The following is a 21,306-nucleotide window of genomic DNA, read 5'->3' as shown; positions in this document are numbered from 1 at the left end:
AATGGCCCATAAGAGCAAGCCGAACATTTTGTTTCTGATGACGGATCAGCAGAGGAACGATACGTTCTCCTGCATCAATCCGGAGGTGCTGACGCCATACCTGGATGAGCTGATTGGAGACAGCGTCATCTTCAGCAATGCCCGCTGCGCCAATCCATCCTGCGTGCCGTCCCGGGCTGCGATTATGACGGGCAAATTCCCGTCGGAGTGCGAATGCCCAACCTTTATTACGCAGCTTCCCGCTCATGAGACTACCTTTATGACTCGTCTGCAGGAAGCGGGCTACCATACGGCTGTTATTGGCAAGCAGCACTTTGCCGGCTCCTCCATCAAGCGGGGCTATGACGAAGAGATGATTATTGACGGCCATAGCGCCTTCTATCCGGACGATACGATTCAGCCCTACCTGGATTATCTGGCGGAGCATGGCGTCGATAGAAAAGCGGTTATGAGCAAGACGCTAATCAGCGGCGGCACATGGAATGTAGAGTCCCAATATCATCTGGATGATTATTTGGGCGAGCTTGGCAAAGCATGGATGGATAAGAAGGGACGTGCCGCCCAAGCGGACGATAAGCCGTGGTTCCTCACCCTGTCATTCTCCGGACCGCATCATCCCTATGATTGCGAAGGAACGGAATATGCGGAGCTGTATGATCACGAGAAGCTGTCCGCTCCGGAGTCCACTTACTCCGATCTGGACGAGAAGCCTCCACATTTCAAGAAGATGGGCTCCTACGCCGATATTTATCTCAAGCATTTCTCGGAAGAAACGTTCAAGAAGACGAAACGCTCTTATTATGCCAATGTCAGCCTCATTGATCGGAAGATCGGCGAGCTGATCCGAATCATGAAGGAGCACAATCTGTATGATAACACGCTAATCATCTACACCTCCGATCATGGCGACTTTATGGGCGACTTCGGCATGGTGGAGAAGATGCAATGTCTATCGGACAGCCTGATGCGCGTGCCTCTCTTTGTTAAGCCGCCCATTCAAGGCTTCCAAGGCTTCGAGGTGAAGGATGACGTGCTCAATATCGACATAGCGGCAACCTGTCTGGAGGCGGCCGGAGGGGAGGTCCCGAGCTCCCTGTCGAGTTATTCCTACACGGGATATTGGGATGAGACGAGAGAGAAGAAGGTACGCGAAGCCGTCTATATGGAGGCTGGCGCGATCAAAGGCTGTATTCATCAGGGAATGAAGACGGTACATTACATGGACCGAAGCTACGGAGAGCTGTACGATCTGAACAATGACCCGCTGGAGCGGCGCAACCTGTGGAATGATCCCCGTTATATGGCGCAGAAGCTGGAAGGCTATCGTTTCATCGTCGATCATATGTACAGGGCGATTCCGAAGTCCGATGTGCCATGGAATGTGGGAACGCCGGACATTTAAAACCATGAACTTCATGAGAGTATTTACCGTATCCAGTGTGAGGATTCCCCGCACTGGATATCCTTATTTCTGAGGCCTGCTGTACGGAAGCGATTTGTTTGTGTTAAGTTATTAGGACCGCGCTTTTTTTCCATGATTCCATTCTCGAAGTAAAGGAGCAGCATGAGCATGAGAATGAAGCTGGGCAAGATGTCCTTGTTCTACAAATACCTGATTTCCTACGCGCTCTTGCTTATACTTCCGGTGCTTGTTACCGGCTTTTTTGTTTATCAATATTTTGTAGGGATGCTTCAGACGCAAGTGCTTCAGTCCAATCACGGGATGCTGGAGCAGGTTAGAGATACGATGGACACTCAGCTGTCCGAGATGAGGAATATCGCGATTCAGCTGTCGGCCAAACGGGAATTCGATCCGGAGCAGCTTGGCGAAACTTATGCCGTCTACGAGGCGAAGGAGAAGATCAGTCTCTACGCGGAAGCCAATACGTTTTTCTCGGAGGTTGTATACAAAGCCCATGGGGTGCCGCTGCTGATCTCGTCGAAGAGCACGTATCTGCCCTCCGTGTTTCATCAGATGTATCTCAAGGAACAGATGGATTATGAGCAATTTGAAAAGCTGCTGGCGTTAGACGAGGTTCATGTCCAGGCAGCCGCCTCCCTGAAGAGTGAGCAGGACAGCTCCTGGGACCCTTATATCTCCTATTCCGTTCCCGTGCCGGAAATTGGCTCCTCCATTGATACGAAGGGAATGCTAATCTATCTCATCAAGGAAAATGAAATGAAACGCATGCTTCAGTCCTTTCTTCCTTATGAGCAAAGCAATGTCTATATCGTGGATCAGCAGGGAGAGCTGATTACTTCCTTGTCCACTAATCTGGAGCTGCCGAAGGAGCTGCTGCATTCAGAGTCAGAGCTTAGCGGAATCAGACAGCTTGGCGGTGAGCCCTATTATGTATCTAGAATTACCTCTTCATCCAGCGGTTGGACCTACATTACCGTCGTGTCAGAGACACAGCTGATGAAGCCGGTTGATGAGCTGAAATATAAAGCAACCATTGTGCTGGCCCTGATTCTCATTATTGGCTCCAGTATCATCTACATTAATATGCATGTGCATTATAATCCGTTGCGGAGGCTTATTCGCATTGTGGATGAGAAGCTGCAGCAGTCAGACGGCGGCTCACGGCAAGGACTGGACAAGCTTCGATCGGCATTCGATTATATGAGCACTCGGAGCATGACGCTGGAGAACCAGGTCGAGCTCAGCCGTCCGGCGCGCAGACAGCAATTGCTTGCCCAGCTGCTGCAAGGCGGGATGGGTGATGAGGAAGCATTCCGCCAAGCCTGCGAGGAGCTGGGCATCAGGCTTCGCGGCTCCTACAGGGTCGTATGTATGCAAGCGCATCCAAATGACTCCGCGCCGGCCGCTTCATGTCCATGGAGGCTGATGGTTCCCGATGAGATTGACATGTATCAGGTGGAGACGATACAGCCGCATCGCTGGATTTGGATACAGGAGTGGCAGGAAGGGGAAGCGTGGTCCGATTGGCATAAGGAGCTGGATGCTGCTACTGGCATGCCATGGACGATCGGCGTGGGCGACAAATGCCATGAGCTGAGCGAGCTGCCCAAGTCCTATATCGGCGCGTTGACCGCGCTCCAATTCCATCTGATAGCGGGAAGCGATCGCGTCATTCTGCCGGATCAGCTCACTTCCGGGGACGACAAATTTTTGGCTTATCCGGCACGAGAGCTGGACATGCTCAGCTTCCATCTGAAGGAAGGCGATCTGGCGCAGACGAGACGATATATGGAAAATACGTTGGAGCAGATACGGGCGAGGAGCCAGTCCCTGCTGACGGCCAAATACATTTATTTCGACATTGTCCATACGATTCTCAAAGCGGTGTCCAATGAAGCGATGCATCGCGGCATTGCGATCTCTTATCCCGATATTATTGAGCTTACGCAGTGCACCTCCTATTCCCAGATGGATGCCATCGTGTGGAAGACGCTGGACGAAATTGCGCCGCTGCTGGAAAAGCAAGAGCAGCCAGGGGAGGACATGCTGCTTCAGCAAATTATAGAGCTGCTGCACGCCAAATATGCGGATTCGCAATTCAGCATTCAAGGCATGGCGAGTCATTTCTCCCAATCGGCCTCCTATCTCTCCCGATATTTTAAGGAGCAGACGGGTCGAACGGTGTCGGATTATTTGAATGGCATTCGTATTGATGAAGCAAAGCGCCTGCTCATCGAGACGGATCTAACGGTTACGGACATTGTTCAGCGAATTGGCTACAGCGATCCGTCGAGCTTTATTCGGAAGTTCAAATCCGAGCTTCAGCTCACTCCCGGCGAGTATAGAAAACGTATGCAGAAACCGCACGAAAGACCACCGCAATAGGTGAAAAATGCTCAAAACCCTTGATGTATCAACGGTTTTGGGCGTTTTTTATTTTTCGCATATAGATGAAAATCTCGCTGATTGTACTCTTCTGCCCTGCTTGATACGATGAATGGGAACCTTGGTGAAAGCGCTTTACAACATCGGCATTTTTCGAAATTGGAGGGAATCATGTGTTGAACCGCTGGAAACGACATTACGAGTTATACTTGTTATTGCTTCCAACACTGCTTTATTTCGCCGTATTCGAATACGGGCCAATCTACGGCTTGCAAATCGCCTTCAAGAACTTTGCTCCCTTCAAAGGAATTAGTGGAAGCCCATGGGTCGGATTCGACAACTTCCTTCGTTTCTTTGACAGCTATAAGTTCTGGGACGTGCTTGTGAATACGCTGACGATCAGCGTGTACGAGCTGCTGCTGTTCCCGATACCAGTCATACTGGCACTGCTTATTAATCAACTGACAAGCAAGCGCTTCAAAAAGCTGGTTCAGACGGTAACGTATGCGCCTCATTTCATCTCAACCGTCGTTATCGTAGGTATGCTGAACCTGTTCCTGTCTCCGAGAAACGGAATCATTAACCAGCTTTTGGAGACGCTAGGGCTGGAGACGATCTTCTTCATGGCCAAGCCGGACTGGTTCGCTTCGATCTTCGTATGGTCGGGTGTGTGGCAGAATGCGGGCTGGGGAACGATTATTTATTTGGCCGCGCTTACCTCCATCAATCCGGAGCTGCATGAATCGGCTGTTGTGGATGGAGCGAATAAATTAAAGCGCATTCTGTATATCGATCTGCCGAGTATTATGCCTACAGTTATTGTGCTGCTCATTCTAAGTGTCGGCAACTTCATGTCTGTTGGTTTCGAGAAGGTATACCTAATGCAGAATCCGCTTAACGTATCTTCAGCAGAGGTCATTCAGACCTATGTGTACAAGACCGGCCTCATTGGTGCGCAATACAGCTATTCCGCTGCAATCGGCATGTTTAACTCCATTATTAATTGTCTGTTGCTGCTAACGGTTAATTTCATAGCAAGGCGCTTTGGTCAGAACAGCTTATGGTAGAGAGGAGACATCACAATGGAAACATGGAGTCGAAGCAGAACGGATAAATGGTTTGATTGGACGAATATTGTGTTCTTCCTTGTTATTCTCGGAATCGTCATTTACCCGCTGTATTTCATTATTATCGCTTCGTTCAGCGATCCGGATCTGGTGAACGCAGGCAAGGTGCTGCTTATTCCCCAAGACATTTCATGGATCGGGTATGAAAGGATTTTTGGAGACGCAGAAATTTGGAATGGCTATACGAATTCCATTATGTACACGGTGCTCGGCACCATCTTTCGAGTGTCCCTTATTATTACAGGGGGATATGCCTTGTCCAGAAAGGATCTTCCCATGGCAGGCACGCTGATGCTGCTGATCCTGTTCACGATGTTTTTCCATGGCGGTCTCATTCCAACCTACCTCCTGGTGAAGGAGCTTGGAATGGTGGATACCATGTGGGCCATGATTGTACCGGGTGCGGTCAGCGTTTATCAGCTCATTATCGTAAGAAGCTTCTTCCAGTCCAACATTCCCCAGGAAATGCTGGAGGCGGCTATGATGGACGGCTGCGGAAACTTCAAGTTTTTCCTGCGTATGGTGCTGCCGCTGTCACTGCCGATTATCGCGGTTATGGTGTTGTTTAATGCGGTAGCGATGTGGAATTCGTACTTCCAGGCACTCATCTATCTGAATGACGCCAGCCTCCATCCGCTCCAAATCGTGCTTCGCAAAATATTGATCATTAGCGAGGCGCAGCTGGATCTTATCGATGCATCAGGAGATGCAGCCGAGGAGCAGAAGGTATCCGAGCTTATCAAATATGGTATGGTCGTTGTCTCCAGTCTACCCGTTCTTGTGCTGTATCCATTCCTGCAGCGCTACTTCGTCAAAGGTGTCATGATCGGCTCGGTGAAAGGCTAACTGAGCTTCATGAATAGATGCTTTACTACAAAACAGGAGGTCGAAAAAATGAGAAAAAAATGGTTCGTAACAGGTACGGCAATGCTCGTCACGATGACTATGCTTGCTGCAGGGTGCTCCAATGGCGGCAGCAACGTAAATAATGGCGGCAATGAAGGGGCAAAGCCTCAGGAGAGCACTGCGCCAGTAGAGGAGAGCATCAAGTTCCCTCTTGAGAAACCGATTGAGCTGAGCATCTTCGCAGCAACCGATCCGCAGGTGAAGAAGGATTACAACGAAATGCAGATGTTCAAGCAGCTGCAGGAGCAGACGAATGTTAACGTGAAGTGGACCATGGTCAGCACAGAGCAACTTGTGGAGAAAAAGAATATTACAATTGCGAGCGGCCAGCTTCCGGATGCATTCTTCGGCAGAGGTGTGCTGAGGGATGAAGAGGTGATCAAGCTGAGCAGCCAAGGCGCGTTAATTCCGCTGGAGGAGCTGATCGAGGAGCATGCGCCTAATCTGAAGAAGGTGTTCGAGCAGCGTCCGGAATTCAAGAAGCAGATTACTGCGCCGGATGGTCACATCTACTCCTTGCCTACAACGGTAGAGCGTGATTTCAATGGCATTCCTTCCGCCTTGTTCATTAATAAGAAATGGCTGGATGATCTGGGATTGGCAATGCCAACAACAGTTGACGAGTTCTACAATGCGCTCAAAGCGTTCAAGGAAAAGGACCCGAATGGCAACAAGAAGGCCGATGAAATTCCATTCTCCTTCGTATTCGGCAATAACTCGCAGAATGGTCCTAACGCAATGGCAGGCGCCTTCGGCATCCCGAATGACGACAATCGCGATCATCTGTACATCGACAACGGTACGGTGAAATATGCACCAGAGCAGCCGGAATACGAGAACTACGTGCAATTCATGAGCAAGCTGTACAAGGAAGGCTTGATGGATCAAGAGGTGTTCACGCACAACCTGAACGCTTACCAGACGAAGATTCGCAGTGAAGTGCCGCAGGTTGGCGCATTCTTCACCTATTCCCTTGGCTCCGTATTTGGTAATGTTCAAAATGATTATGTAGCGGTACCGCCTCTCAAAGGCGCTAATGGCGAGCAAGGGTGGCTGCGTATGCCTGTAGGCTTCAGCATTGGCTCCTTCGCGATTACAAACAGCAACAAAAACCCTGAAATTACAATGAAATGGATCGACAGCATCTATGAAGAGAAGCAAAGCTTCCAGTTCGAATCCGGTCCGTTCGGTCTGACCTCCAAGGAAAATGCTGACGGCACAATCGAGAAGCTGACACCTCCAGAGGGCGTTGCATTCGGAGCGTTCAAGCATTCCGAAGCACCTGGCAACGGCGCTGTGACGATTGTTCTTCAAGATATGGTAGATCGTTATATCGATGCTCAAGCGGATGAGAAGCGCACTTATTACAATATGTACGATCCTTTTGCTCCAAAAGAAATTTTGCCATCCATGCTGATGACAACTGAGGACATCGAGACGCTGGCTCCGATCCAGCTTGACCTGGGTGGACCAAACGGCTTCTATTCTTCAAACTTCGCACAATTTGTAATGAACGGCTTCACGCATGCGGATTGGGAAAACTACGTGGCGCAGCTGAAGAAGATGAACATTGATACGTATGTGTCCATTTACCAAAAGTATTACGACGCTTACAAAGCGAAGTAAATAACGGTCAGTCAGCCATATGAACCTGGAGCTTGCTCTCCAGGTTCCCTTTATATCCTAAGTAAGCAAGTTTCATTTGAGGTGAAAAAAGCGATGCTGCACTTAACAAAATATTGGGACGATCTCCATGTCCTCCATGTCAATCGAGAGGAGCCGCGCGCGCACTATATCCCCTATGCGGATGAACGGTCGGCGCAGTCAGCCAAGCGAGGCCAGTCGCCACTGTACCAAACGTTAAACGGGCAGTGGAAGTTCCGGTACTATAACAGCGTGCATGAAGTGAAGGATGCCTTCTATGAGGACGGCGTCGATGTCAGCGGCTGGGATGATCTGCTTGTGCCTTCCTGCTGGCAGTCTAACGGCTATGATCAGATGCACTATTCCAACGTCAATTATCCCTTCCCTTGTGATCCTCCATTCGTTCCCGATCGCAATCCGGCGGGCTTGTATATTCGGGACTTCCAGGTTCGGGAGGAATGGCTCGGCAAGCAGAAGCACGTTGTGTTCGAGGGCGTCAATTCCTGCTTCTATCTGTGGGTGAATGGCTCCTTCGTCGGGTATAGCCAAGGAAGCCGCATGCCGGCAGAGTTCGACCTGACGCCTTATCTTCGGGACGGCAGCAACCGAATGGCCGTTATGGTGCTGAAGTGGTCGGATGGCTCGTACCTGGAGGATCAGGATGCCTGGCGGTATTCCGGCATATTCCGGGATGTCTACTTGCTGGCTCGCAGCGAAAGCAGAGCGCGTGATGTCTTCTACCGGGCGGACCTGTCGGATGGGCTGGATCAGTCTGTTGTGCAATGCACAATCGACACGGTTGGCTCCGTAGACGTAACCATACAGCTCGTAGACGCCTCCGGGGTGAAGCAGGGGGAAGCATCGGGAACCATCGATGGCTCCGCCACGTTCAGCCTGACTGTGGAGCAGCCGGAGCTATGGCATGCGGAACGGCCCTATCTCTACAGCCTGTTCGTCACCGGCGGCGGCGAGGTGCTTCATTTCAAAGTGGGGATGAGGAAGGTTGAGGTTCGGGATGGCGTGTTCCTGATTAACGGGCAAGCGGTGAAGCTGAAGGGCGTTAACCGGCATGATTCGCATCCGGAGCTTGGCCAGACGATTCCACTTAAGCATATGATCCAGGATCTGCATCTCATGAAGCGACACAATGTGAACACAGTCAGAACCTCTCATTATCCCAATGACTCTCGCTTCCTGGATTTATGCGATGAGCTGGGCTTCTATGTAATCGACGAGGCGGATCTGGAGTGCCACGGCGTATTGCACGCGGGTGATTATCATATGCTGACGAAGGACCCGGCATGGGAGGCTGCTTTCATAGAGCGCGCCATTCGGATGGTGGAGCGTGACAAAAACCATGCATGTATCGTCATGTGGTCCATGGGCAATGAGTCCGGTTATGGCGTCAATCATATTGCCATGGCGAGATGGACGAAGGAGCGGGACTCGTCCAGAGTCATTCATTACGAAGGGGCTGCGCTTAAATATAACGGCCATCCCGATACCGATTGCCTGGATGTTAACAGCCGTATGTATGCGACGGTCCAGGAGCTGCTGGATTACGCGACGAATGAGAGCCTGAACAAGCCGCTGCTGCAGTGTGAATACAGCCATGCCATGGGCAATAGCTGCGGCGACCTGCAGGATTACTGGGATGTCATCTACAAGTATCCCAAGCTAATGGGCGGCTGCGTGTGGGAATGGTGCGATCACGGCATTAAGGCTGTATCGCCGGAGGGCGAAGTCTACTTCGCTTATGGGGGCGATTTCGGTGAGATGCCTAATGACGGAAACTTCTGTATCGATGGCCTGGTCAGCCCGGACCGGATTCCGCATACCAATCTGCTGGAGCTGAAGAAGGTGATTGCCCCAGTGCTGCTGGAGGCGGAGGATCTGTCGAAGGGTCTGGTCCGTGTCACCAATCGCTACGATTTTATCGATTTATCGGATTGCGTAATGGCTTGGAAGATAGAACGGGATGGCGAGACGATGGAGCAAGGCTTATTGCCTGTTCTCCATACCGCGCCGAAGCAGTCCGAGGTTATCGAGGTGCCATATACAATACCGGCTGAAGGTGGGCGCTGGTTCCTGCAAATAACGGTCATGCAGAGCCGCGATACGCGCTGGGCGGCTGCGGGGCATGAGCTGACCAGTGAGCAGTTCGAGCTGCCAGCCCCTCAATCCTCTATGGATCAAGAAACGACGATTACCTGGAAGCCATCCTTGAAGGTGCGGACAGAAGGAACGGAAGTAACGATCGAGGGCTTTGATTTCCTGCATGTATTCGATCTGCAGGCCGGCTCCTTCACAAGGGTGACCAAGCATGGAGTCCCGCTGCTGCAGGGTATGCCGAAATTCCACATCTGGCGGGCACCGGCAGATAATGACCGCAAGATTAAGGTGTTCTGGAGGCAGGAGGGCTACGATCGAATCGAAACGAAGGTGTACCGCTCCGAGATGACGCTGGCTGCCGCTGACAAAGTCAGGTTCGAGGTCGAATTCTCGCTGGGCGGCTACATTAAGCTGCCGATCCTGAGGGGCACATCGATATGGGAGATTGATGACGAAGGCGTCATTACCGTTACGGCGGAAATGAAGGTTCGTGAGGAGCTGCCGTATTTGCCGCGAATCGGTCTGCAGTGGATGATGCCGGCGGGCAATGAAGAGGTGGAGTACTTCGGATACGGCCCTCATGAAAGCTATGTCGACAAGAGGAGAAGCGTACGGAAAGGAAAATATGCGCTGACCGTCGATGAGATGTATCAATCCTATGTCGTGCCGCAGGAGAACGGCTCTCGTTATGGAACAGAGTGGGCCACGGTAAGCAATGCGCTTGGCATGGGTTTGAAGTTCACAAGCCCGGGAAGTTCATATTCCTTCCAGGCACTGCATTATACACCGGAGGATCTGACCGAGGCGATGCATACGTATGAGCTGAAGCGTCGGAAGGAGACCATTGTTCACCTCGATCATCGGATGAACGGTATTGGCTCCAGCTCCTGTGGAACGGATCTGCTGGAGGCTTATCAGCTGAGCGACAAGCAATTTGCCTTCAAGCTGGGGATTGCCCCTGTTATGAAGGAAGACGAATAAGAGATCGAAGCGATGGCAGCCTGAGAGCGCGCAAGCATCAATATCGGCTGCCCATCGATTCAAGGAGGTCCATCATGAAGAAGACGATTGCTTTATGGTTATGTATCGTGATGATCAGCGCATTGGCAGTACCGCCTCTTGCCGCTGCATCGCCGCAGCTATCTACTGCACTGGAGCTGGCGGATTATTTGAAAACAAAGAGCGGAGACCCAACAAAAATAGTATTAGCAGATTCGAACACAACGGTTCAGGTCAACACTCCCGTCACGCTGGATGAGTCCTTTGCCATTCCGAGCGGCATCAAGCTGCAAGGCTTTGTGCAGATGATTATTCAAAGCGATATTCAGGTTTATGGCAAGCTTCAGGACAGTCGCGGGCTTGATTTCCGCAAAAACGGTATTGTGGGGACGGGTACAGGCTCCTTCGTCATGCATGCGGGAAGCAGTTATTTCCAGCAAGGCGTAGAGGTGATTGGCGCGAATGGACATTTTATGCTGGGTGCAAACGCCAGTGTGACGTTATCCGCCAGCAATCATTTTGAGATTACCTCCGGGACCGTTACGGTTGCAGCAGGCAAGACGGTAACAGCCAATATGGCCAAGACCATTGTCGTCGCGGATGGCGCGACCCTGGTAGTCAACGGTACTATAGAGGATGGGATTTTGCAAACAACGCCACCGCCGGGCCAGACTGACACAACGGCATTAATTCAAGCTATTAATGAAGCCAATACGAACCGGGCATCCGTATCCATCAGCTTGGATGGAACCGATGTAACAGCGCCCGGCATATGGGTAAGCTCCACTGTAATGAGTCAATATGAAAGCGCTATTTTAGCTGCCGCCGCAGTAAGGGATGGAGCCGGCGCGACCCAGCTGGAGGTAGATAACGCCGTCGCCCAGCTGGCAGCAGCTACAAGCAGCTTTAATGCCGCCAAGGCGCAGGGAACAGGCAATGGGGTTATTCGTATTGCTACGGCATCTGAACTAGTGGCATTCCTGCAAACGCTAACAATTGACGATACCAAAGTAAAGCTGAATGGCAATACGGCAGAGCTCTATGAAGCAGTTGTGCTGGATAAGGCGATGTCCATTGCAAGCGGGGTGAAGCTTCAGCTTTTCACACAGCCAACGGTCAACACCAGCCTGGACATCTATGGCATCGTGCAGGACAGCCGAGCTCCGGAATTGCGTACAGGCGGTTTAATTGGAGCCGGCACAGGCAAAGTTAATTTCCACACAGGAAGCAGCTATTATCAGCAAGGAACAGAGGTAATTGGCGCGGGCGGCATCTTCCGCTTGGGAGCCGACACGAGAGTGGCCGTTCGAGCGGATCATCATCTGGATCTTGCAGCAGGCATGGTCACCCTGGCCAAGCCGGTGACAAGCCAGGTATTTAGCAAAATTACGGTATCGGACGAAGCAACCTTCAACTTCTCCATTGCCAATATTGGAGAGGGAGTCGTATATTTCCCGGCGGGGCTTAACAAGGTGCAGCTGACAGAGGCGCTGGCCATCGCAGAGGCCCATCGCGACTTCTCGAGCTCCAGCGTGGACGGGCAGGATGTGGGGTCCGACACCCAGTGGGTAAAACCAGCTGTTAAGGACAGCTTTGCGGCTGCGATTCAGAGTGCAGCTGCCGTTCGTATGGATCCGGATGCTACGGAATCGGATTACGGCCAAGCTCGGGCGGAGCTGGAGGCTGCGACTACATCATTTGTTGCGGCTAAGCAGCCAGGAGAGCTTCCAGTTGCAGAGATTACAACGGCGGGGCAGCTGCTTTCGGCTATTCAAGCCTTCCAGTCCGGTGGGGAAGAGGTTGTCAGAGCGCTTAATGACGAGGTTGTGAACGGCGTCACCCACCAGGTTATCGAAATCTACAAGCCGGTTACCGTTGCGAGGAATTTGACAGTTCCGGCGAATGTTCGCTTAAAGTACACAGCCAAGATGACGGTGCACGGTGTCATAACGGTGAAGGGACAGCTGCAGGATTTCCGTGATGAAGGCTTCATTATTGGCAATGGCGCGGTAGGCGCCGGGGGCATTGGAGCCGTTCAATTCATGCCGGGCAGCGCGTTGTACATTAAAGGAAAAGGCGAAACGGTTGGTCCGACAGGGCTGCTGTCGCTGGATGCCGGATCGGTGCTGTCGCTGTATGCGAAGAACAGAATGGAGCTGTCGAAGGGCTCGGCCAAGGTGCTGAAGCCGCTTATTGTCGCCTTGACCAATGATGCAGTCATTGCCGAGGGAACGACGCTTACCGTTATTGCTTCCATTCCAAAGGAAATAAACGTCGTATCCTATGGCCAATTAATTGACGCCAGCATTCAGAATACGGAAGCCAAGCTGGGAATGACAGCTGCAGAAGCAGCTTCCTCTAATGAAGCTGTCGTGACAGTGGAATTGAAAGATGGACGTGTCTATCTGACGCCAGGAGCCGCAGGCTCAGGACAGGCAAGAGTGACGCTTACCTCAGAGGATGACAAAACGGCACATATTGATGTGATCGTTGCAAGCAGCGTCATTGTCGATAAGGCGGTTATGAAATATGGAGCATTATCCGCAAGCGAGCTTAAGGCCCTTATTCGAGTGAAAACAAACGAGCTTGAAGAGCTGATTACGCTGGCAGAATCCAGAAGCCTGGATGCGGAGAGGGAGAAGGGAGCGCTATGGTTCGCAGGGGAATTTGATAAATATGCGGACTGGGATGAGCAGAACATCGCTGTGAACAAAAAAATGTTCGCCGTGATCCCGACGTACAGCCCTGGAGGACGTTCTCCGGAGGAATTAGCTGTGGAGCTGCCTGAATTCGAAAGAACTGAAATTATTGCCATGCTGGACACTGCTATTGCGGAGTTAAGCGCCGTATCGGACGGCACGGTAACCAGAAGACCGGTCCGTCTTGTAGACTGGGATGGCATAACGCTGAAGGACAGCAACTTCTACAGCAACGGCAAGCCTGTGTTCTTGCATGATTATTTCTCCAAGCCGCTGGATGTTCCGAAGGATAATGCGACGCTCTACAACCATTATCTCGGCAGCATTGATCTGCCGCGGTCTATTAATCCGAGCTTTGTGACCGATCAGACAGGTACGCCGGCTCCGGATAAGTATGGAGATCTGCAAAATCGTCCAACAAGCAACATGGGCTACACCATTCTATGGCATGATCCAGCTCCGGCATGGGCGGTCAGCCAGAATGGGGATACGATGCGTGATGGCATAACAACCTTCACCAAATATGATATTAATCATCCCGCTATTCGTTCGATATGGGAGGATGTGCTGAGCCACACCGGACCTATTACATCCGGCAAGCCCTATACGGAGCTTGGCTATCTCTTGGCGAATGAGCCGCATTGGTTCCTGGAGAAGGGCCACTGGGCTGTCGCGAAGAAGGCGAACGGACAGGAGGGCATATCAGATATTGCGCTTCAGCAGTTCGCCGAGTGGCTGCAGGATCGCCATGGATCGGTTGACGCGATGAACGCGCTGTGGAGCACCAGCTTTGCGAGCTTCGACGCAGCAGCCAGAGGCGTTATTCCCATGGACAAATCGCACAAGGGAACGGCGGCAGGCTATGATGTATCCCTCTTCAATATGGAGAGAGGCACGGAGTGGCTGACCTTCCTGCATGATCAGGTGAAAGCGAATGACCCTGATGCCAATACGCATATGAAGCTGATGCCTGACCTGTTTGCCGAAGGCAATCGCACGCATGGCATTAACTTCGAGGAATTGACGGAGATGGCGGAGATCATCGGCGACGATGCGAAGACGCGCAAGGTGAACTTCAAGGCAACGGGCTCCTCAGAGGATTGGACAGAGCATTATGCGTACTACTGGAAGGAGCTGGGGATGTCCTATGACTTTATGCACTCCGTCAGCCCAGAGAAGGCGCATGTCAATTCCGAGGTGCATTTCCTCTCCACAGTAGCGTACAGAGACCTATACATGAAGCCGGAATATGTCCGCTCCACCTACTGGCTCGCAACGGTACTGGGCATGGATGCAGGCTTCACCTGGTTCTGGGGCAGAAATCCGGACGGCTCCATCGAGAATCGATTGATGAATACAACGGTGCAGGGCTTGCTGGAATCTTATCCGGGTACGGTGGCCCAGCAGCCGCGTGTAGCGAATGAGCTGAGCAAAACGATGATGGATCTCAATGCGTTCTCCGAGGAGATTGTACAATTCCAGACGCAAGAGAAGCCAATTCGTATTTTCTACTCCGAGACTTCCGCCATCAACGACGAGCATTATGTGGATGATCAATTCGAGCTGTATGAGGCATTGAACTTTGACGGCGTTCCGATCGGCTTTGCCACGGAGGGCATTATCGAGAAGCAGCCTCATTCCACTTGGGACGTCATTGTGGTACGTGAAACCCCGAATGTGACAGATGCGGAGTTCGACGCGCTGCAGGACTATCTGAATGCGGGCGGCACGGTCATTATCGATGAAGCAAGCTTGGGCTTTAATGAGTATAAGCAGCCGCGAACTGCCTCGCTCATGTCCGGCAATGGCACATTAATTGCCATGCATGGCGATGTGACGGCTATGGCCGAAGAGGCACTTGACCTTCTTGATGAGGCCAACAAGCTCTCTCCAGTAGAGCTCAAGGAATCCAATAGCCTTGCTCAGAAGGGCGCATTATGGCGCGTTGTCCAGGCAGCCGACGATCGGTATGTCATGACTATTATTAATGTAGGGAAAAATACCGCCAATCTGGAAATTGCGATGGCGGATCAGTCTTCCGTGACCATTACCGATATGATGACTGGGAAGGAGATGGCCACCGCCTTCACTCTTCCATCGGAAGGCGTTCTGTTGTTGGAGATTCAAGGGCATGAGAAGGAGCAGCCAGCTCCGCCTGTTCTTCCTGTAACTACAGCTCCACCCCTCTCGACACAAGACCCAAGGGCTGAAATCATAAGCAATCCTCGCGCAGATCATGGCGTGATCAAATGGAATGTGCCGGCGAACAAAAACAAGGTGCTTCTGCCAGCTCAATCATCCGGCGTACAAGGCCAGAACAAGCTGCAATTGCTCTCCGAGCAGCTTGCGATTGACATTCCTGCTTCCGTATTGAAGGACCTGACCTCAAGCCTGGGGCAAGCTTCGCTGGAAGGAGCTGTTGTATCGGTGGCCTTCGAAGAGATGACCGAGTCTCAGACTCAGTCCTTGATGGCTGCAGCGATGAAGGCAGGCAATGCTAAGCTCAAGGCTGCTACGTCTATGATCTACTTCACGCTGAGCATTGTGGATAAGAGCGGCAAGGAGATCAAGCTCTCCAGCTTCAAGGAGCCTATCACGATATCCTTGAGACTGAACGTAGGGGCGGAGCTCTCCCAGCTTGGCATGTACTTCATCAAGGAGGACGGCACACTGGAGTATGTAGGAGGAGAAGTTCGCGATGGGATGCTGGTTGCTGAGGTTCAGCATTTCAGCACCTATGCCGGTCTGCAATATAAGAAAACCTTCAAGGATGTGCCTGTGTCTTATTGGGCGGCGCCTGCGATCGAGCTGCTGGCTGCAAGAGGGATTGTCACGGGTGTGACAGCTGATGAATTTAAGCCGAAGCAAAGCGTAACGCGCGCCGAGTTTGCCGCATTGCTTGTGCGAGCTCTGGGTCTAAGCGCCAGCGCCTCCGCTCCATTCTCAGACGTAGCGGAATCGGATTGGTATGCAGAGGCTGTTGCGGCCGCTTATGAGGCTGGCCTTGTTCAAGGTGTAGCTGCCAATCGATTCTCGCCGCATGCCTCGATTACACGGCAAGAGATGGCGGTTATGCTCTATCGCACCAAGGCATATATCGACCGGATTCCGGCTGATGGTCAGCTAGTGAAAGCAGCGGATCTTGATCAAGCAGCAGCATGGGCGCAAGAAGCAATTGCCGATATGCTGAAGTTTGGCTGGATGCAAGGACGCGGCGAGGACGTATTCGCACCGCTAGGGATTACGAGACGGGAAGAGGCAGCTCAGGTCATTGCCAGACTTTTAGAAGGAAGGGGGCAGTAGACAGCAAATTCCGACTACAACATGAGATTGATCCGACCTCACATCGGATCATGAACAGGAGGTGTTCCTATTCGATAAAGGGAGTGAATGTAAATTGACAAAAAAAGCGATTTCGTTATGGCTGATCATCTGTATGGTGTGCGGCTCTTTCTCAGGAAGTATTGCGGCGGAGAGCGCGAGCAAGCTGCTGTGGGACTACGAGGATGAGTTTCCGGCAGGCCAGGAAGTTAATCATGGAGGAATAATCAGATTCGTAGATCCCGCCAAAGATACTTTGTACGTGCGGTTTGACAAACTTACTGAGGAACCCGGCGCAGATCAGCCAAATCCTCGGGCGACAAGCGTGAAGCTATTCACGGAAGAGGGAAAGATTGTCCGCAACTTCAAGTTGTCCATGTCCGAGAGAGAAACGGGCAGAACGTTGAACGCGGTTGTCTATGATCAATACGGCAATCCGATCAGCGGAAGCTCGATTAACTATGTTATTCTCAAGACGGATGTAGGTCAAGGGTACGCAGCGTCCAAGACAAACACGGATAACGAAGTCACGATCTTCCCCAAGCGCCCAGGAACTGTTGATATCGAAGCGAGAGTTAATGGGGGTATCAAGGCAGCTGTATCCATCGAGGTCACGAATGATGAAGTGCTTGACAATCCGGAGGAGCCTTCTTCGATCTATACAGCGCTGGTCGACGACAAGGTGTTTGCTGCCGCAGCCGAAGACGCTAACGAAGCGACATTTGCTATCCGGAAGTCCGAACTGCAAGAAGGCAGTGTTATTCAGATCAGGAACGAGCTGGAGGTTGCGGTCTATCAGGTGTCGGTATCCTTCGAGGAGCCGGGTTCGGCGCAGAGGGCTTCTTCTGTGAAGATGCTGGATGCTTCGGGCGAGGAAATAACTCAGCTTCAAATCTCTATGTCGGAAGCTAGCGAAGGCAGAACCATAACCGCTGTTGTTTACGACCAAAGCAACGTTCCGATGGCAGGGGCTGCTGTTAACTGGGTCATTCTTGATACGGATGATGCTCCCGGCTACGCGGCTGAGAAACAAAGTGTCGGGGCAACCAGCACGATCTTGCCGAAACGAATCGGCACAGTTCTGCTGGAGGCAAGGTACAATCAGACGATTAAGGCATCGGTGCCCATTACCATTGTTTCTGAACTGACGGAGCCGGCATCACCGTTGAAAGCTGAAGCGCAAGCCAAGCTGGCCGCTCTTGGAGAGCTGATGAACATTGCAGAGGAGCTGGGCATCGACATCACGCGAGAGGAAGCGGTTATATGGATGTCCGAGCAGTTCATCTTGTTTGCGGACTGGGATGAAGCGAATATTGAATTGAATGCGAAGCTGTATGAACAGATGGCATTGTTCAAAGGACAAGGAAATACGCTCGCGAACGAGCTGCCAGACTTCGAACGCCAGGAAGTCATTGAGATGCTGGATAGCGCAATCGGCCAACTGCAGGATGTTCTGGACGGCAAGCTCACCCGCAAGCCTGTACCGCCGATGGATTGGGTGCAAGTGGAATTGAACGGGAACTTCTTCGAATCGAATGGAAAACCCGTATTTATATACGATTATTTCTCCAAGCCGCTTAATCAATCCACCATGGACCCGGGACTCTACAATGATTATCTGGGCAATGTAGACCATCCCAAGGCGCTCAGTATCAATTTCCAAAATGCCGATGGAACAATAGACATGGAACGGATGAAGGATCTGACAGAGCGACCGAATACGAACATCGGATACTTGAATTTGTGGCATAGTGGCATCCCTTATAATGCCAATGATCCAAGCAGCGGCTGGTGGGGGTATGATGATCAATGGGAATCGGTATGGGGAGAAGGCATTGGGCCGGAGATGAGAATAGGCCGGAATTATCAATATGCCAATTATGATATTGACAATCCGGCTCTGCGCAAAATCTGGGACAGCATATTCAACAATGTTGTGCCGCAGACTGCCGGTAAACCCTACACGACGCTAGGCTATATGTTATTCAACGAGCCGCACTGGTATACGTCTAGCGACAGCTGGGCCAAGATTCCGCAGGGCATCTCCTCGTATACGGTTGGCAAATTCAGAGCATGGCTGACGACAAAGCATGGTTCGATCGAAACCTTAAACACGTTATGGGGAACCGACTTCGCCAGCTTCGATGAGGTCCATATCCAAATTCCGTTGGATGCGTCCGAGCATGGCACGCCGAAGTGGTATGACTGGTCGCGCTTTAATATGGATCGAGTAACGGAGTGGTTAACGTTCCTGAATGACGGCATTATGCGGAACGATCCCGATGCGAAAACGCATATGAAAATTATGCCGAATGTGTTCACAGAGGGGAACAGAGATCACGGCATTGATTTGGAAGCGTTGACGGAAATGGCAGGAATGATCGGAGACGACTCCAAATTCCGCAAAAGGGATTTGAGAGCAGGCAACGAGCCGGAGACATGGGAGGCGGATTATTCCTTCTTCTGGCAAGAGATGTTTATGGCATACGACTTTATGGAATCAGTGTCGCCGGAGAAAGCCCATATCAACACGGAGCTTCATAGTTTATCGACAACGCAATTCCGAATCATCGACATGAAGCCCGAATACGTCAGATCGACCTTCTGGCTGTCGACCTTGCTCGGGATGGATGCCAGCTTGACGTGGTTCTGGGGAAGGAATGCGGACGGTTCCATTGAACAACGTCTGATTGACGCGGCCGATCAGCCTGGCGGGCTTGGCAAATCTTATCCTGCCAGCGTAGCGCAGCAGCCGCGTGTAGCCAATGAGCTGACACAAACCATGATGGATATGAACGCTTTCTCCGAAGAGCTGGTCGGCTTCCAGAATCAAAGAAAACCGATTCGAGTCTTTTATTCCGAATCATCGGCGATCAACAACTCTCATTATATGGACGAATTGTTCGAGTTGTATGAGCCGATGGTATTCGAAGGCGTGCCAATCGGATTCGCTACAGGGAACATGATTGAGAAACGGGATCATCAGGAGTGGGATGTAATTGCCGTTTACAAAACCGAAGAAGTCACCGATAAGGAGTTTGCAGCCCTGCAGAGCTACCTGGATCAAGGCGGAACCGTTATTATCGATAACGTGAGTCTGAAGTTTGACGAATATCGGAAACTGCGCACAGAAACGCTTCACCAAAGTAACGGCAAATTAATGACGATGGAGGATGGCATGGCGGCTTCTATGCTTGCGAAAGCCTTGCAGTCGCTTCCCACGAGCGAGATGCCTGCCATCGAATTGCTGGAGGATAACGGCGGATTGAAGAAAGGCAGCTTCTGGAGGGTGCAGCCAAACGGGCAGGATCGTTATATCATGACTATTGTCAATATGGGGAAGAACTCGTCCAACCTTCGATTGAAAGCAGCAGACGGCAAAAAAATAACGATTAAAGATATGATGACCGGAGGCGCGTTAAGCTCGTCAATTGTGTTGCAGCCTGAGGGAGTATTGCTGTTGGAGGTTCAAGCCGAAGCGGCGCCGCCTGTGGAGCAAGGAAACACCGGAAGCGGAGGAGCCGCACCGGTTCAGAAGGATACTGCTGAGTTCGAAATCATGGAAGAGCTAATGGATAATGCGGGTAATCAATCCAGGAATGGAATCGCAAGTATTGCAGTTCATATCCCAGCTGATGTGAAGGAAGTGATTGTAAGCCTTCCCGCAGAGGGAATAAAAAAATGGGCGGAGAAGAATATCCGGCGCATTGAAGTGGATATGGGGCTCGCAACGGCATCGTTCCCAATAAGCATGCTCATGCGGTCCATAGGGTCTTCCCCGGATCATGTCGAAATGTCAGTCCAGCTAGTTGATCCTGATAAGCTTGACGTTGATGTAGCGAAAGCGTTACAAGGGAATCCGGTATATGATTTTACACTTGCTATTAATGGACAGAGTGTTAATGAATTTGGTTCCGATCAATTCGTCGAGCTGCAATGGCATTATGCAAGTGATCCTCTGGAGCAACCTCATCTGATAGTAGGTTATTACTTAAACGAGGATGGACAGCTGGAAGTCGTACCGATCAGCAGGTATGACGAACAGAGCGGAAAAGTAGTGATTCGCGTCCATCATTTCAGCCCATATTCGGCGGCTGGAGCCTCTTCTGTCTTCGAGGATCTTGCATCTGCTCCATGGGCCAAAGAAGAGATTGAAGCGTTGGCCGTCAGAGGGATCGTGAACGGAGTCGATCATCGTTCGTTCAAACCTGAATCATCGGTTACGAGAGCAGAGTTTATCAAGCTGCTGATGGAAGCGTGGGAGTTGAAGGATGTTAGCCGGTCATCCACATTCACCGATGCGAAGGCGGGGCAATGGTATTCGGACTCTCTCTCAACCGCGCAAAATTTAGGGATCGTATTCGGCAGGGCAGATGGAAGCTTTGGTATCAATGAGCCTATTACGCGACAAGAAATAGCGACAGTAATTGGAAGGCTTGCTCTCATCAACAACGTAGTGCTGCCAAGCAAAGAGAACTTCGGTGCCTATAAGGATCAAGCTGAAATCTCTGATTATGCACAAGACAGCGTAGAATTGTTGCAGCAGTCGGGAATCATGATTGGTTTCAAAGACGGTCGCTTCGGGCCAGGTCAGATGGCTACAAGAGCCGAAGCAGCTGTGCTTATCTATCGATTGTATGAGCTTTATACGACAACAATATAAAGAATGGCAAAGGCCGATGATGCATCG

8 protein-coding genes are annotated in these 21,306 nt (G+C 51.3%); all 8 read left to right on the top strand.

Going from position 1 to position 21,306, the window contains the following annotated elements; translation table 11 throughout:
• The first annotated feature begins 1 nt into the window (after window position 1).
• Window positions 2-1,402 (top strand): sulfatase family protein, encoded by a 1,401-nt coding sequence (locus ACIFSR_RS30985; RefSeq protein WP_430062657.1) that lies wholly within the window; start codon window positions 2-4, stop codon window positions 1,400-1,402.
• Window positions 1,403-1,570: 168 nt separating this feature from the next.
• Window positions 1,571-3,808: a helix-turn-helix domain-containing protein gene (locus tag ACIFSR_RS30980; RefSeq protein WP_430062654.1), complete on the top strand. Its 2,238-nt coding sequence runs from the start codon at window positions 1,571-1,573 to the stop codon at window positions 3,806-3,808.
• Between the two features lie 173 nt (window positions 3,809-3,981).
• Complete coding sequence (locus tag ACIFSR_RS30975) at window positions 3,982-4,875, top strand: ABC transporter permease (RefSeq protein WP_430062651.1); 894 nt, start codon at window positions 3,982-3,984, stop codon at window positions 4,873-4,875.
• A gap of 15 nt (window positions 4,876-4,890) precedes the next feature.
• A complete protein-coding gene (locus tag ACIFSR_RS30970) occupies window positions 4,891-5,781 on the top strand; it encodes a carbohydrate ABC transporter permease (RefSeq protein WP_430062649.1) in 891 nt (296 codons plus the stop codon).
• A 48-nt stretch (window positions 5,782-5,829) separates the two neighbouring features.
• On the top strand, window positions 5,830-7,467 hold the full coding sequence (locus tag ACIFSR_RS30965) for an extracellular solute-binding protein (RefSeq protein ID WP_430062646.1): 1,638 nt from the start codon (window positions 5,830-5,832) through the stop codon (window positions 7,465-7,467).
• A gap of 93 nt (window positions 7,468-7,560) precedes the next feature.
• Window positions 7,561-10,578, top strand: coding sequence for a glycoside hydrolase family 2 TIM barrel-domain containing protein (locus ACIFSR_RS30960; RefSeq protein WP_430062643.1), 3,018 nt, complete (start codon window positions 7,561-7,563; stop codon window positions 10,576-10,578).
• Window positions 10,579-10,652: 74 nt separating this feature from the next.
• Window positions 10,653-16,598, top strand: coding sequence for an S-layer homology domain-containing protein (locus ACIFSR_RS30955; RefSeq protein ID WP_430062640.1), 5,946 nt, complete (start codon window positions 10,653-10,655; stop codon window positions 16,596-16,598).
• Window positions 16,599-16,692: 94 nt separating this feature from the next.
• Window positions 16,693-21,279 (top strand): S-layer homology domain-containing protein, encoded by a 4,587-nt coding sequence (locus ACIFSR_RS30950; RefSeq protein ID WP_430062638.1) that lies wholly within the window; start codon window positions 16,693-16,695, stop codon window positions 21,277-21,279.
• Window positions 21,280-21,306: the final 27 nt, after the last annotated feature.

The sequence above is a fragment of the Paenibacillus sp. NRS-1760 genome (assembly GCF_050467785.1).
Lineage (GTDB): Bacteria > Bacillota > Bacilli > Paenibacillales > Paenibacillaceae > Pristimantibacillus.
Note: the sequence above shows the minus strand (reverse complement) of the source record. Positions and strands in the feature narration are given on the sequence as shown.